At 47.3% G+C, this 15,561-nt stretch carries 15 protein-coding genes; 10 read left to right on the top strand and 5 right to left on the bottom strand.

The genetic code is table 11. The features are described 5' to 3' along the window. Positions 1 to 177: 177 nt before the first annotated feature. From H6629_03270 to H6629_03225, 10 genes are all read left to right on the top strand, one after another. Positions 178 to 522: a hypothetical protein gene (locus tag H6629_03270; protein ID MCB9066820.1), complete on the top strand. Its 345-nt coding sequence runs from the start codon at positions 178 to 180 to the stop codon at positions 520 to 522. Continuing rightward, positions 522 to 1,700: a HAMP domain-containing protein gene (locus H6629_03265; protein ID MCB9066819.1), complete on the top strand. Its 1,179-nt coding sequence runs from the start codon at positions 522 to 524 to the stop codon at positions 1,698 to 1,700. The genes H6629_03270 and H6629_03265 overlap by 1 nt, the downstream gene beginning before the upstream one ends. Before the next feature lie 118 nt (positions 1,701 to 1,818). Next, positions 1,819 to 2,385, top strand: coding sequence for a hypothetical protein (locus H6629_03260; protein ID MCB9066818.1), 567 nt, complete (start codon positions 1,819 to 1,821; stop codon positions 2,383 to 2,385). Continuing rightward, positions 2,340 to 3,059, top strand: a complete 720-nt coding sequence (locus H6629_03255) for a HAMP domain-containing protein (GenBank protein ID MCB9066817.1) — start codon at positions 2,340 to 2,342, stop codon at positions 3,057 to 3,059. Before H6629_03260 ends, H6629_03255 begins: the two co-directional genes overlap by 46 nt. A gap of 26 nt (positions 3,060 to 3,085) precedes the next feature. Beyond that, the gene (locus H6629_03250; GenBank protein ID MCB9066816.1) at positions 3,086 to 3,544 is read left to right on the top strand and encodes a hypothetical protein; all 459 of its coding nucleotides are present in this window, start codon (positions 3,086 to 3,088) and stop codon (positions 3,542 to 3,544) included. Between the two features lie 16 nt (positions 3,545 to 3,560). Beyond that, positions 3,561 to 4,070, top strand: coding sequence for a purine-binding chemotaxis protein CheW (locus H6629_03245; protein MCB9066815.1), 510 nt, complete (start codon positions 3,561 to 3,563; stop codon positions 4,068 to 4,070). Between the two features lie 36 nt (positions 4,071 to 4,106). Further along, positions 4,107 to 4,961, top strand: a complete 855-nt coding sequence (locus H6629_03240; protein MCB9066814.1) for a protein-glutamate O-methyltransferase — start codon at positions 4,107 to 4,109, stop codon at positions 4,959 to 4,961. A gap of 202 nt (positions 4,962 to 5,163) precedes the next feature. Then, positions 5,164 to 6,066: a HAMP domain-containing histidine kinase gene (locus tag H6629_03235; protein ID MCB9066813.1), complete on the top strand. Its 903-nt coding sequence runs from the start codon at positions 5,164 to 5,166 to the stop codon at positions 6,064 to 6,066. 21 nt (positions 6,067 to 6,087) lie between these two features. Beyond that, positions 6,088 to 6,567, top strand: a complete 480-nt coding sequence (locus tag H6629_03230; protein MCB9066812.1) for a chemotaxis protein CheD — start codon at positions 6,088 to 6,090, stop codon at positions 6,565 to 6,567. An 11-nt stretch (positions 6,568 to 6,578) separates the two neighbouring features. Beyond that, positions 6,579 to 7,655, top strand: a complete 1,077-nt coding sequence (locus H6629_03225; GenBank protein ID MCB9066811.1) for a chemotaxis response regulator protein-glutamate methylesterase — start codon at positions 6,579 to 6,581, stop codon at positions 7,653 to 7,655. Positions 7,656 to 7,897: 242 nt separating this feature from the next. Here H6629_03225 and H6629_03220 read toward each other — a convergent pair whose 3' ends face one another. The 5 genes from H6629_03220 to H6629_03200 form a co-directional block, all read right to left on the bottom strand. Next, positions 7,898 to 8,578, bottom strand: coding sequence for a DUF2007 domain-containing protein (locus H6629_03220; protein ID MCB9066810.1), 681 nt, complete (start codon positions 8,576 to 8,578; stop codon positions 7,898 to 7,900). A gap of 303 nt (positions 8,579 to 8,881) precedes the next feature. Continuing rightward, the gene (locus H6629_03215) at positions 8,882 to 10,192 is read right to left on the bottom strand and encodes a septal ring lytic transglycosylase RlpA family protein (GenBank protein ID MCB9066809.1); all 1,311 of its coding nucleotides are present in this window, start codon (positions 10,190 to 10,192) and stop codon (positions 8,882 to 8,884) included. A gap of 219 nt (positions 10,193 to 10,411) precedes the next feature. Then, on the bottom strand, positions 10,412 to 11,776 hold the full coding sequence (locus H6629_03210; protein MCB9066808.1) for a DUF4340 domain-containing protein: 1,365 nt from the start codon (positions 11,774 to 11,776) through the stop codon (positions 10,412 to 10,414). Between the two features lie 54 nt (positions 11,777 to 11,830). Continuing rightward, positions 11,831 to 14,494, bottom strand: a complete 2,664-nt coding sequence (locus tag H6629_03205; protein ID MCB9066807.1) for a Gldg family protein — start codon at positions 14,492 to 14,494, stop codon at positions 11,831 to 11,833. Further along, the gene (locus tag H6629_03200; GenBank protein MCB9066806.1) at positions 14,491 to 15,276 is read right to left on the bottom strand and encodes an ABC transporter ATP-binding protein; all 786 of its coding nucleotides are present in this window, start codon (positions 15,274 to 15,276) and stop codon (positions 14,491 to 14,493) included. Before H6629_03200 ends, H6629_03205 begins: the two co-directional genes overlap by 4 nt. Positions 15,277 to 15,561: the final 285 nt, after the last annotated feature.

Raw genomic sequence — 15,561 nt, 5'->3', positions numbered from 1 at the left:
TTTGTAAAACTGGTCGATTTTGAGCCATACGATCCGTCATACGCTGCACCGGCATCCTTCATTGCCTCCCGATTTATGATGGTGATAAAAAAATCGGCGTGCTGCTGTTCCAAATGCCCATCGAAGAAATAAATAGCGTGATGACCGGAAACAAAAGCTGGAAAGGTGATGGACTGGGTGAATCCGGCGAAACCTATCTTGTTGGCGCAGATCAAAAATGCGCAGCATTTCACGTTTTTAGTGGAAAAACCCGATGAATACCTGAAAGTTTTGCAACAGTCCGGGTATGATAGCAAAGTTGTGGACAAGATCGGACGGATGGGAACATCCATTTTGTTGCAAGAAATCAGAACTGAAGGCGTAAAGAACGCTCTCAAAGGCAATAGCAATGTTGAACTGATAAAGGATTATCGCGGGGTGGATGTTTTGAGTGCATACTCACCCCTGCATATCGAAGATGTCAACTGGGCGATTATTTCCGAAAAGATGGTGAGGAAGCGTTTGCCGAAGTTCAAACCTTAATGTGGCAAGTGTTTATGATTTCTGTCATTATTATTGCCGCTGTTGCATTGTTTGCATTCTTTTTCACGCGAACATTTATTACGCCAATTAAAGCGGCAGTAAAAACAACCCAAATTGTTGCAGAAGGCGACCTGACCGAGTTGATAAATAACAAACAAAGTGATGAGATCGGCGATTTGGCAAATTCTATCGACGATATGGTTGTGAATCTTCGGCAGATTGTCGGGAACGTGCAAAATGTTGCCTCCGGCGTAACCTCCAACAGCGAGCAGGTAAGCGCGACCGCGGAAGCGATTTCGCAGGGTGCAACCGAACAAGCTGCCACCGCGGAAGAAGTATCTTCATCAATGGAAGAAATTGCGGCGAACATCCAGCAAAATGCCGATAACGCGCTGCAGACGGAAAAGATCGCCGTGCAAACCGCACAGGATGCCAAAATAAGCGGGGAAGCGGTCGTAAAAACAGTCGGTGCGATGCGCGATATCGCGGGAAAAATTTCGATTATCGAAGAAATTGCCCGTCAAACCAACCTGTTGGCGCTCAACGCAGCTATCGAAGCTGCCCGTGCCGGTGAGCACGGCAAAGGCTTTGCGGTGGTTGCCGCAGAAGTGCGCAAACTGGCGGAACGCAGCCAAACCGCAGCCGCAGAAATCGGAGAGCTGTCGGGTTCCAGCGTAAAAGTAGCGGAACATGCCGGAGAATTGTTGGCGAAAATCCTGCCGGATATTCAGCGAACAGCGGAGTTGGTGCAGGAAATCAGCGTCGCCAGCAACGAGCAAAGCACCGGTGTGGACGAGGTGACCAAAGCTATCCAGCAACTGGATCAGGTGATTCAGCAAAACGCCTCAACATCGGAAGAATTATCTTCGATGGCGGAAGAATTGTCCACACAATCGGTTCAACTGCAGGATGCCATTTCGTTCTTTAAAGTGGACAACGCAGCCAGGGGTTCCGCACCAAAAGTAACCCAGCAAGCGATCCACAGCATCGAAAAGCGTCCGGCAAAACCGGTTAGCATGGCAACAAATAGCATTTCATCTACCAAAAAAGCATTGCCGCCCAAAAAAGCGGCAGCCAAACCAGCAGCCAAACCTGCCCCGGCAAAAGAAATCGGCGGATTTGAATTTGATATGACCGGTGGCAAGGACAAAATGGATGACGAATTTGAAGAATTCTAAAACCTGATGTTTGCAGAAACGTGGTTTACTTTGAAAAAACAGTCCTGATGCGGAGAAGCGGATTCATTTTTCGAGATCGATAATTGGATAAAATTAATATTTACTACAGGGTATTTTAATGATTAGTAAACTGGGTATCAGGGTTAAAATTTTTTCATCTTTTGGCGTATTGTTAATTTTGATTATTGGTGGCGCGTTATACACGATTGGGGAATTGAACACGCTCTTCAATGGTGCACAAAATTCAATCTTGAAAGATACGGTGTATCTGAGAGCTGTGCTCCAAATTCAAAATTTTACAACGGAAGGTCATCTGTGGTTTGAAGAATTGATGTCCGGTGATGATGAAGTGCCAATTGAAGAAATTTATCAGCATTGGCAACATGGCATTTCAATTTGCGATGCGATGCTCAATGGCGGTGAAAACCGTTTCGGATCGTTCTACAAAATCGAAGATGCAGAGTTTCAGAAACAGATTTATGCCATCCGCAACGGTCTCCAACAACTATTAGAGAATGCCAAGCAACGCAGGGAAATCAATTCTGCTGCGGGAAGCACGATGGAAGCTCAATTTGATGAGCTGTATGAAAAGATTATGATTGCGGCAAAAATTGCGAACAGAGCTTCCAGGAATTGCAGATGTCCAATTATTCTAAAATGGAAAGCGCTTATCACGGCGGGATAACAATGATCCGGCTAGCCATTTCGTTTTCTGTTATTCTTGCATTAGGCATTTCAATTGTGTTTGGCAAGTGGATAACCGGCGCAATCAGTAAACTGATGGTTGCTACCGAAGAACTGGCAAATGGGGATCTCACCCAAAATGTTGATATTCAATCGGAAGATGAGTTGGGAAGACTGGCAAATTCGATGAATGTCATGCGCGACAAATTTGTGTTGACAATACATGATGTGCAAACCGTTGCCTCTGGCGTAACCACCAATAGTTGGCAGGTAAGCGCAACCGCAGAAGCGATTTCGCAAGGTGCGACGGAACAGGCTGCCACCGCTGAAGAAGTATCTTCATCAATGGAAGAAATTGCGGCGAACATCCAGCAAAATGCCGATAACGCGCTGCAGACGGAAAAGATCGCCGTGCAAACCGCACAGGATGCCAAAATAAGCGGGGAAGCGGTCGTAAAAACAGTCGGTGCGATGCGCGATATCGCGGGAAAAATTTCGATTATCGAAGAAATTGCCCGTCAAACCAACCTGTTGGCGCTCAACGCAGCTATCGAAGCTGCCCGTGCCGGTGAGCACGGCAAAGGCTTTGCGGTGGTTGCCGCAGAAGTGCGCAAACTGGCGGAACGCAGCCAAACCGCCGCCGCGAAATCGGCGAGCTGTCGGGTTCCAGCGTAAAAGTAGCGGAGCATGCCGGAGAATTGTTGGCGAAAATCCTGCCGGATATTCAGCGGACAGCGGAGTTGGTGCAGGAAATCAGCGTTGCTAGCAACGAGCAAAGCACGGGTGTGGACGAGGTGACCAAAGCTATCCAGCAACTGGATCAGGTGATTCAGCAAAACGCCTCAACATCGGAAGAATTATCTTCGATGGCGGAAGAATTGTCCACCCAATCCGTTCAACTGCAGGATGCCATTTCATTTTTTAATATTGGCAAAAGCGCACAATCAGTGGTATCAAAAACAGCGCCGGTAAAGCTGAGTGGAACGCAAAAAGCGGTATCAAAACCCGTAAAAAAATCCGAAAAAAATGCTCTGAAAAACATTGGAGCACCAACAAAAGCGTTGCCGGCAAAAAAACCTGCCGCCGCCAATGCAACCGGTGGATTTGATTTCGATTTGACCGGCACGAACAGCGATGACAACGAATTTGAAGAATTCTAAATTAAAAGGTAAAAATATGGCTAATCCAACAACATCAACAGCCGCAGATATCCGGACATATCTCACTTTCCGGCTGCAAAAAGATTTGTTCGCAATCGATGTGCTCAAAGTCCGCGAAGTAGTGGAGCTGACCAGCATAACCCCGATTCCCGGCTCGCCGAAATATATGCGGGGCGTGATCAATCTTCGCGGAAATGTCGTTTCTGTGGTCGACATGCGCCGCAAATTTGGGATGGCGGAAATTGCCCAAACCATCGATACTTGTATCGTTGTGCTCGATATCCAAATGGATGGCGAAGAAATGATTTTAGGCATTTTGGTGGATGCCGTTCAGGAAGTGTTTGAGCTGAGCAGCAGCCAAATTGAGCCACCGCCAACAATGGGCACCCGTTTTAAAGCGGAATATTTAACCGGTATCGGAAAATCCGAAGATCATTTTATCATGATTCTGGACATCGACAAAATGCTCTCCGCAGAAGAGTTGATGCTGGTGAAAAATTCTGAAGAAACCGTTGAAGAAAATTAATTTTAATCCGGCAAAATTGCACGAGGAAGTGCCATTATGATAAAAGCAAGCACGTTTGAACGGCGTGTCATGTCGAAAAAAACATTTGATAAGTTGAGCCGGTTTATTACAGAGCAGTGCGGTATCAAAATGCCCGATGCTAAAAAAACAATGTTGGAATCGCGCATCAACTCCCGCCTGCGAAAACTCGGTTTTGATAGCTTTGAGGAATACGTAGAGTATTTGTTCAGCGAAACGGGAATGAAAGAAGAACTTGTTCCCATGATTGACATTGTGACGACCAACAAAACCGAATTTTTCCGGGAAGATTTTCACTTCGATTTTTTAACAGCTCAGGTGTTGCCGGAAATGGCCGAGAAAAATCGGGTTGGGCACCAAAGCCGATTATCCGTGTGGAGTGCCGGCTGCTCAACCGGACAGGAGCCATATACGCTTTCAATTGTATTGAGTGAATTTGCGGAAAAATTCAACGGTTTCGATTTCACAATTTTGGGAACGGATATTTCCACCCGTGTGCTGGAAACTGCAGCAAAAGGAGTTTATGATATCGAACAGATTCGCAAAGTTGATCAAAACCGCCGCAAAAAATATTTTCTGAAAAGCAAAAATCCTAACAAAAAGATCGTCCGGGTGAAGCCGGAATTGCGGAGTCGGGTTGCCTTACGCTGGCTGAATTTTATGGAAGATTTCCGGTTTCGCGAAAAATTTGATGTGATATTTTGCCGTAACGTGATGATTTATTTCGATTTACCGACACGCCAAAAACTGGTCAGCAAATTTTGCAAGCAACTAAACCCCGGCGGATATTTATTCCTCGGGCATTCGGAATCGCTTTCAGGAATAAATGCACCGGTGGAACGCGTATCGGCGTCTATTTATAAGTTGTTGTAAATTAATTGGTTCGTTGAAAAATAGTGTTCAGATGTAAATGAATTACCGGATTCTCCGGCAAAAAAGGGGACGGGAATGTAATGCAAGGAATGTGTATTTGCGAAATCGGCAGTTGCTATTTGTTTTCCCTCCTGTGGAATATTCAGAAAATTTATACAAACGTGTGGTGAAGTTAATTCAATAATTTCGGGGATGATTTACAATGCAAAACATATTGACCGACAGCGAATTATTGCGGGAAATCGAATATCGATTGGATGAACGCCAACAAACTTTGCAAGCGATGCAGGCGCTTAATCGCAATCTGGAGGTTGTCAACCAAAAGCTGGTTGATTCTGAAAATTTAAAGTCGAATTTTCTCTCGAATATTCGCAACGAAATTAACAACCCGCTGGCATCAATTATGGGTATGGCAAACCTGGTTGCAAATTCAAAAAATTTGTCGCCCGAGCATGTAAAAGCGGCTGCGCAATCTATTTTTGGAGAGGCGTTTAAACTCGATTTTCAGTTGCGCAATATTTTTGCAGCAGCGGATCTGGAATCCGGATTGGTTGGGCTGGAGATATCGCATGTGCATATCAAAAGCTTGCTCGACCATCTTAAAGTCCAATTTGCACTACCACTTACGGAAAAGCAGATAACCCTGGACATCCAAAAATCGGGCGATACGCCGGACGATTCGCTTTTCAATTCCGATGCTGAAAAGCTGCATCTGATTATTTCAAATCTGGTGGATAACGCCATCGAATTTACCGAACCGAACGGAGCTGTTCTCCTCAATTATCGCTGTGAGGATGGTAAATTGTCGGTTTCAGTAAAGGATAATGGCATCGGGATTCCGCCGGAAGATCACAAACGCATTTTCGAGCGCTTTCGTCAGTTGGATATGGGGTCGCAAAAACTGCACAAAGGAAACGGGATCGGTTTGAGTATCGTGAGATCCGTGCTGGATTTAATGCAGGGCGATGTTGCGGTAAACAGCAAGCCGGGTGAAGGCTGTGAAATTACAATCCAAATTCCCGAATCGGAAAGCGTGAATGAAATCGATTTTTTTGGCGAAGCTGGCAACGAATTTATGTTTGAAGATGCTCCGGAAGAATTCTAAATGAAACAGGCAACTCAACTTATGACAGATACGGTACCGAAAATATTCCTGTATCCCGGCGAGCTATTTGTCGGGGAAACGCCTCATCTTGTGACAACTGTCCTGGGTTCCTGTATTGCGGTTTGTTTATGGGATCCAAAGCTGCAAATTGGTGGAATCAATCATTATTTATTGCCTCTGTGGAACGGCGAGGGATTGCCATCGCCGCGCTACGGTAACATCGCAATTCCCAAATTGATTGAAAAGATGTTAGCTGCCGGTGCCGACCGGCGACGCTTGCAGGCGAAATTGTTCGGCGGGGCGGCTGTTGTCGGGTCTACAAGTGCCAAACTGAATGTCGGTGAACGCAATATCGATTTTGCCAAACGCAATCTGGAACTGGAGCGAATATCCATTTCCGGCGCCAGCGTTGGTGAAAATTTTTCCCGGAAGATTTTATTCGATACCCAAACCGGAAAAGTATTGCTCAAAAAAGTGGAAATAAGTCAACTTCAGCAATAAGGATGTATAGTATGCAGCGCAAAATTAAGACACTTATCGTAGATGATTCTGCACTGGTTCGACAAACCTTGCGGGAGATTCTCTCATCCGATCCGGAAATCGAAGTGATGGACGCCGCCGGCGATCCGTTTTTTGCTGCGAAAATCATAAAAAATGAAGTGCCGGACGTGATAACATTGGATATCGAAATGCCGCGAATGGACGGGCTGACTTTTTTGGGAAAAATTATGACCCAACACCCGATCCCCGTGGTCATCTGCTCCAGTTTGGCTGGAAAAGGAACGGAAGCCGCAATCCGGGCGCTGGAATATGGTGCTGTGGAAGTGATTCAAAAACCGAGAGTGGGCACAAAAGAATTTTTGGAAGAATCGCGAATTCAGATTTGCGATATCGTAAAAGCAGCAGCCAATGCAGAGCCCAAACGAGTGTCTAAATTGCATGTCCGCGATAATAAGCCCAAAGCAAAATTAACAGCAGATGCAGTAATTGCAGAAAGCAAACCCGCAACCACCCTCAAAACTACCGAGAAAGTGTTGGTTGTCGGCGCTTCCACCGGTGGAACAGAAGCATTGCGCGTATTTTTGGAAGCACTGCCGATGGATGCACCGGGCATCGTTATTGTTCAGCACATGCCAGAAAAATTTACCGCATCCTTTGCCCAGCGGATGGACGACCTCTGCAATATATCCGTCAAAGAAGCGGAAAATAACGATACAGTCATTCGTGGGCGGGCGTTAATAGCGCCCGGCGGCAAACATATGCTGCTCAAACGGAGCGGTGCCAGATACTATGTTGAAGTAAAAGATGGTCCGTTGGTTTCCCGCCATCGTCCGTCTGTCGATGTGCTGTTCCGCTCTGCCGCCCGATACGCCGGGAAAAACGCCATCGGCATTATTATGACCGGAATGGGCGACGACGGTGCAAAAGGTATGCTGGAAATGAAAAACGCCGGTGCATCCACCATCGCTCAGGATGAAGCCAGCTGCGTTGTGTTTGGCATGCCGCAAGTGGCTATCAGGCTTGGCGGAGTGGACGAGATTTTACCGCTCCGGAAAATTGCAGCGCATTCGCTATCGCTTGCGAAATAGATTTTTTTTCGTAAAAGCAATTTCATGTGACGTCCCCCGTATCTTTCTTTAAAGTTAATAAGAATCGATTGGGGGATTTTTTTATGGAAAAAATAAGCTGTGGGTTTGATTCAAATAAACGGTTTGGCAGAAGCGATAGGTATGCGGCATATTCAGGGATTAAGCGCGCGATTGGAACGCGTGCTGTCAGATGTCAAAAAAATAAATATGTGACCGTGAAGCAATTTTAGGGCAGGCGGGTGTTACATCATTTGAAATTCCGAGATAATTTTCATCCACAAATAGGGTGAAATAATGACTTCCAGACTGGCGAATGCCAGCGCGATATAGCTTCGTAATTTCCCCTGCAACGGTTCATCAAAATCACCGATAATCCTCAACGATTTCAACGCATAATAAATGCCGACGCTCGCGCCCAGCCCACCAAACCAGAAAACACAAAAAATCATTGCACGCGTGGTCATTTTATCGACCTGAGATTGAGCGATTAAATAGCGGCGTTCCTGCCAATCGTTTTCCAAATGTTCATCGGTATAAATCTGGGCGGAAAAATAATCTTCGAGCAATTCGCGCGCTTCCTCTGCGTCTTCTTCGGGCACCTGAATTTGAATTGGCCCGGTAACGATATTAAATCCCGTGCCGATTTGTCCGGCGCCAAAGAGATTTTGCACAGTAAAATTTTTAGAGAAAAAATCGATTTGGGCACTTTCGAGCAGGGCTTGTGCGGCAAGATGTTCCGATTCATTTCGAGGGACATAAACTGTCACAAAACGGCTGGAGTAGTTGTTTTCTGTATCCTTAACCTCACTTTTGCAAATCTGGCAAATCGTTTTGGTCGCGTTTATCGGTGCGGATGTTTGCGGATAAGGCACTCCGCAATTCGGGCAAACCATGTTTTCCGGATAAGTTTTGTCAGGATACATAACTGCTCCTCCAATTGCAGTTTGGTATTTATAACATCAAAAAATATTGGGGTTTGGGTAGAGAAGAAGTTCGACAAGTGCTTCTTCTACGGTAGATCGATTCAACAAAGATCAATAGCTTTACAGCAAATAAAGGGACAAACAGGTGAATATTCGAATAAACTAACGGTAACGTTGATCTTATGGATGAAATAAAAAATATTAAACTGCAAACACGGTTTTAATATTTCTTGATTAAAAGATAATGGTTCATCCGAACTAAATCAAATACTAATCCTTCGAAAATGTTTTTTCCGGGAAAAATTATTTAACAGGCTCCACTTTCACATCAATGATACCGCTGCGAATGCCGTCCAAACGATAAGCTGCTTCGTGAGAAAGATCCACAACGCGCTCTTTAACATGCGGTCCGCGGTCGTTTACCCGAACGATGACGCTGCGGTCATTAGCAACATTGGTGATTTTCAATTGAGTGCCGAAGGGATAGGTGCGATGAGCACAGGTGAGCTTGTCCCGATCGTACGGTTCGCCGCTGGCGGTTTTGCGACCCTGAAAATTATCGCCATAATAGGATGCTTTGCCGAATTCTACTACGCCCGTGGTTGGGGTTCCGGCCGGCGGCGTTGTTGCAGGCGGTGGAGTGCCCGTACCTGACCCGGGATTAGTTCCCGCAACCGGCGGGATTGTGCTGCCCGGTGTATCCGGGAAGTTGTTGTCAGGGATTTTCGGTTGGGAAGTAGCGGGTGTTGAAGGTGACACCGGTTTAGCAGGTGTTACCGTTAGCGCCGCGCCTGAAGTAGTTGGCTCAATATCCACTAACTGGTAACCGGCGTTTTGCAATGTCCGCCAGGTGCCCAAATAGCTGTTCCAATCGGCACCTGCCAACAATTTTTGCAATTCGATATCCTGCCGCCAAATGCCGATAAACACCTGGTTTTTACCGCTCCCGAATGATTCCATATCCACCAGTGCAAGCCCGTTTTTTTCGAAAGCTTCACTGGTGGTGTTAAATTCTGCCCATGTCATAAAATTTAGCGGCAGGGAAGGGGAACCGCCGTCTGCACTCCAAATGCCGGCGTACTCGCGTTTGTCGCCTTTTTCGTATGTTTCTATGTCGATTAAATTCAATCCTTTAGCGGAAAATTGGGCGTTTAGTTGCGGAAGGCTTTCCCAATTCATATCGTAAACCATTTTTTGCTGAACCGCGCCGGCGCGCCAAATGCCGGTAAATTTGTGCCGCCCGCGATCAACGTAAATTTCCCAATCGATCAAATGCATGCCCAACGCTGCCCATTCATCAAAACGGGCTTTGAACGATTCCCAATCGGCGTCCACCCAAATTTCGTAATTGCCGCTGCCGCGATGCCACAAACCGGAATATTTTTTCTCATTACCAACTCTGGTAACCTCGATATCAACCGGGCGGTAACCTTGTTCACCCAGTTCGTCCCACTTTTTTTTGAACGGTTCCCAGTCTGAATTCACCCAAATTTTGTGGTCGGTTTCGCCTTTGTTCCAGATACCGTTGTAACGCAATTGGGCTGAAGCAACTGTTGTTATCGTAAAAAAAAGTAGGGCTATTTTCAAAATTGAAGTTGCGAATGGCCTGTTCATCATCATTCTCCCGCTGACAGAAAATCGTTGCAGATATCTGTCAGTTATACTTTGTTTCGCACCCGACAGATTCATTTTTCGTGGTGCAAAAAATTTGCGATATATTTGGGAATTTACAACATCACGGCAGAAAAACAAATAGCGTGGCAGTAAAAAGAAAAGCGCAAAACGGGCAATCCGCATTGCGCTTTCCGAAAAAAAATGTGCTAAAATAACCGGTCAACCATTCTTTTTGGTCATCAAATCTTCCCGCGAGAGGTCAAATTTTTTGAAATCTTCGTTGGAAATGACATAATACCAATCTGCGAAACGCTGGTTTAGCTCATCAGAACGGGTTTTTCCGGCGTCAATTTTTTGCTGCCATGCCTGATGTGCGTCATACAGGTTTTTGTTGGTTTTATCCGCTTCGCTCCACAGGCTGTCTGCTTTGTTGAGAAAATCCGTGTTCGCCGGTTGTTTTGGCTCTTTAAAATTGCTGCCGTCGAAACTGGTGGTGACGAACAAATAACGGTTTTCCGCCACGCCTTTGTCGAGCTGATCCGGGTCGTCCACGCCCGCGCTGACGTCGAAACCACTGCCGTATGCGATTTCGCCAAAGCGCAGGGTATAAATTACGCCGTCGTTGCAGCGAATTTCCATTTCACCTTCGTTGGAAAACAGGTTGCCGTCGCGTCCAAAATAATAGCCTTTGCTTTGCAACGAACGCATGTCGTTTTGGGATAATTCAACTGCGTTTTCGGTGCGCTTCAGGCTGGCGGAAAGTCCTTCCGGTTTGGTGCGCACGCCAACAATTTTCAGGTTGTCCAGTGTGTTCAGCAGTCCGTCTGCTTTCATTTTGTTGACTTCGTTTCCGGCGGGCAGGCGATCCATTTGCCATTTGTCACCGGTTTTGGTGAGATCAATTTCGCTGCGGCGATTGATGGCGCCGGTGCGTTCGTTGATCGAATAATCTTTCAACTGGATTTGGGTGACACTCTCTTTGCCCACTTTCAGCAGATCGGATTCGATCCAGTCGCTGAATTTGGTGCTGATATCCAAATCCATCCGCACGGCGTAAACCCGTTTTTGCTCGGGAACGCGAACAAACCGGAAGCCTTCACGACCTTCAATTTCTTTGCCAACAATAAAATCTGCGAGAATTTTATCGTTTTCGCCTTTGATGGTCACCCGTTTTCCGCGTCCGCTGAGGGTTGTTGCGGTTTCGTCCAGCGGATCGATAACGCCGCATAATTCGTGGTCGCTCACGTTGTCGCTGCGGAAATCATCTTTGGTAATGCCGATGACACCTGCGGCAGTTTTTGCCAATCGCTCTTTGCCATCCGCCGGGTAATCGTGGTGCGACGGAATCGTCCATCTGCCATCTCTGAATTCCACTTTGAACGGCACGGCTTCGCCGGTTTCTTCGTTGAAATTGATGACTTCCAGCGAAGTTGCTGTATTCGGATCTTTAAATTCCGGGAAAAATTCTTCACCCTGATCCAAAAATGCATTCGGTGTTACGCGACTGGGTGTTGTGGCAAATGCCAGCAACGCCAGCAATAGCGCGGCTCCCGCAAAATACATGGTTTTCTTTTTTTCGTTCATTGTTATCCTCCAATTGCTTTCGTATGGGCGAAACGATGGTTCGCCCGGAACAATTTACACCAACACCCGGCGCGATGCGGAAATGCTGTCCGATTCCCGGCGGCGGCGGCGAATGAAAATCATGATGCCGATCACCAGCACCGGAATCGGCGGAATGAGCACCGCCATCGTTTTGATGCCGTTTTGGATATTGCGGATTTTGCTTTCCATTTCCGCTTTGCTGGCCGCAATTTTGGCTTCTTTTTCCGCTTCGATGTTGGTTTTCAGCGCATCGAAACGGCGTTGCTCCACTTCCTGAATATTCTGCGCCATAATTTGTTTGGTTTGCTCATCAAGATCCGTGCGTTGCTGCACTTCCTGCACTCTTTGAGTGAGTCGCTGCTGTGCATCCGTGAGGGCAACTTGCGCTTCATTTTCTGCCAGTTGCTCATCCGCAGCGCGTTGCTGGATGTATTCCTGCGTTTGCGCTTCCACAGATGTGAGCGTGCGATGCTTCACCCGGCGATTGCGCAACGCAACAAACGATTCATCGCCAACCAGCACATCGATGCAGTTGAGGAAAAACGAAACGTTGTCAAAATTCAGATTTGAAATCCCCTGTTTGCGGATTTCAAAAAATTGTTCGGAAATAAAATCGAGATCGGCGATAACAATCGCGTTGATGTTTGTGGCGTTCGCCGAAGAATCCGGCTGGCTTTTCACCCACGCGGCCATCGTGTAATCCACCGCGTTCGGGCGATGCGGTAATCCGCGAACATTCAGTTGGCTCATGCCCAAAAAGTTGCGGCGAACCATCATACTATACGGCTGGACAGCGGAAACAAAACCGCTTTTCACCAGCGGCGTAAATTCCACATTTGCGCCGGACGCTTTGTTGAGGTAACCGGGAAACATCAGCACCAGTTGTTCCAAATGTGCGCTGGTCAAATTTTGAGCGTTGAAGGTTTCCGCGTTTTCGTTACCGCGACCGACAAACACGATTTCCGGCGGCAATTGCGCCAAATCCGGATGCGGGTTGTAGGCATCCCACACAATTTGGTCTTTTGCGAAAGTAACACCCAGTTCGCGGAAAAATCCGTCCAGATTGCCTTTTTCTTTTGGCGCCGGACCTTGCTGCATAAACGGGTTGCGATTGGCGCCGGCTTGTTCGGATGGCGCCATGCTGATATCGATCGCCGGCAGCGGATCTTCCAAAATGAGGCTTGGCACGCCGGTTTTGATATACGCCATCAGGTTATCCATTTCGTCCTGCGCCAGGGTTGACGGCATCGGGACAACCAGACCATCCAATTCCTCTGTGATGGGTGTTTTTGGTGCGATGCGTACCACTTCGTATTGTTTCTTCAGCTCATCCACCACTTGCCATGCGGGCGATGTGCTGCTCCGCTGAAAATCGAATCCGCCGAATAATTTGGCTTCGGTGACCACAACACCCACTTTTTTGCGTTCCGTTTTGGCGACAACGCGGATGCTGCGACCCAATTCGTATTCGGTTGGCAAGCCGCGATCGAAAAATGGAATCACTTCCTCTTCCGCACCGCAGGTGAACGCCACGCCCATAAATACCGGCATGCTTCCGGCGCGGGCGCTGCCCGGATTGGGAATTTCCATCGCGTTGATGCCGAATTTCTCCCGTGCGTCGCGGGCTTCTTCGGTGTATGGCTCGGTATCGTGAATGAGCACTTCAACCTTGTTGTCTGCGATTGCGTCGATCTCTTTCAGAAAACTGACGAGGTTTTCCCGGGTTTGCACATATTGTTGCGGCACTTCTTTGCTGATGTATGCCTGAATGAACACCGGGCGCTCATCGGAAATTTCGTCGATAAGCTGCTCTGTTTCATCCGAAAGTGAATGCAGTTGCTCGGCGGTCACGTCCATCCGGAACCCGATGCGTCCCAAAATGGCGTTCAAACTGATGACGCCAACCAACAGCGCAACCACACGAATGCTGTGATGCTGCTGCATTTTCATCCCGTCTGCTTCCAGCGGCCAATGGCGTTTGCTGATCAGCAACACGTTGAGATAGAGCATTACCGCCATAATGGAGAGAAAATAAATCAATCCCGAAAAGCTGATGATGCCCCGGGCGAAATCGCCAAAGTGCCCGTAAACGCCCAGTGGCGCTAAAAATTCGCCAACGGATTGGCTGATCAACCCGCCGATATCATCAATAGATATCAGTGCTGCGCTAAACAACGCGCCCAAAATAAACGCGATGGTCACGTTTGCCGTGAGCAGCGAAGCGAGCATGCCGACAGCGATAAACGCTGCGCCGATCAACCAGTATCCAACGTAATTGCCAAACATAAGTCCCAAATCCGGGCTGCCGAGCCAGAACAACACGATCACGTGGCTCAACGACAATAGCAGCGATGCGGTGTAAATGCCCAGCGTCGCCAGATATTTGCCGAGCACCACTTCCAGATCGGTGGCGGGCAGGGTGAGCAACAATTCATCAGTGCCCTGACGTTTTTCATCAGCCCAAACGCCCATCGTCAGCGCTGGGATAAACAGCACCAGCAGCAGCGGGAAAATGGCGTTTAGCTGATCGAGATTGGCTAAATTATTCAAAAAGAAACGCTCCTGCCAAAATGCGGCTGCAGCGCTTAAAAATATAAATAAAGTGATGAAAACGTAGCCGGACGGATTGGTGAAATACAATCTCAGGTCGCGCTTGAAAATCGATTGCACCACCTTAAAATTGATATCTAAATTCACTGTTTTTCCTCCTCACTAACGGTTTCGGGTTCAATTTTTTTTGGTGAATTTGTGGGAAGATTGCCGGTGAGGCGATAAAACGGCGTTTCCAGCGAGCCGTTTTCTTTCAACTCTGCCGGTGTGCCGTCGAAAACCAGCCGCCCGTCGTGAACAAATAATACGCGATCGGCAACGGCGTCCACTTCCTGCAAAATGTGGGTGGACAACAGAATGGTTTTTTCGCGCCCCAATTCTTTAATATTTTTCCGGAATTGGAGAATCTGGTTCGGATCGAGTCCCGAGGTGGGCTCGTCCATCACCAAAACATCGGGATCGTGCAACAGTGCCTGCGCCAATCCCACCCGCTGGCGATAGCCTTTGGATAATTTGCCAATCGGTTTTTCGAGAACTTGTTGCAATGCGCACTGCTCAATAACGGTGTTGATGCGCTTTTTCAGCACTTCCGGCGCCATTCCGCGAGCATCTCCAAAAAAATTGAGCAACTCAACCGGCGTCATATCCGGATACAGCGGTCCGTTTTCCGGCAAGTAGCCCAACCGGCGGGCAGCTTCCAAACGTTGAGTGGTGATATCATATCCGGCAATGCGGGATGTGCCGGCTGTCGGCGCCAAAAATCCGCATAAAATACGCATTGTGGTGGTTTTCCCGGCGCCGTTGGGTCCCAAAAATGCAACAATCTGCCCTTTGGGAATTTCGAACGAGATATCTTTGATGGCAACAAAAGGACCATAAAATTTGCTCAATCCTTTTGCTTCGATCATGATGGGGTTTGCCTGACTCATGTTGCTGAACCTCATCTGTTTTTAGGTTAGTTGTTGTTATTTATGACATTATGAATATGCTATGTTCAAAACGGCTTTTTCCAAAAAACTTCAACGCGTAAAGCATTTTACAGTTTCCAAAAAATCAAAAAAATTGAATTCCTGAAAAAACTAAAGCGGAGGCAAAGGATGGAATTGGTCGTTAAAACTGATTTCGATTGCCAGGCTTTAGCTTTGAGTATCCGTTTTTCGCGTGCCCAAACTGCACGCTAAAGCTTGGTAATCAATACTCAACCGGATTATCTG

This window comes from Calditrichia bacterium, from assembly GCA_020634975.1.
Taxonomy (GTDB): Bacteria; Calditrichota; Calditrichia; order RBG-13-44-9; family J075; genus JACKAQ01.
Note: the sequence above shows the minus strand (reverse complement) of the source record. Positions and strands in the feature narration are given on the sequence as shown.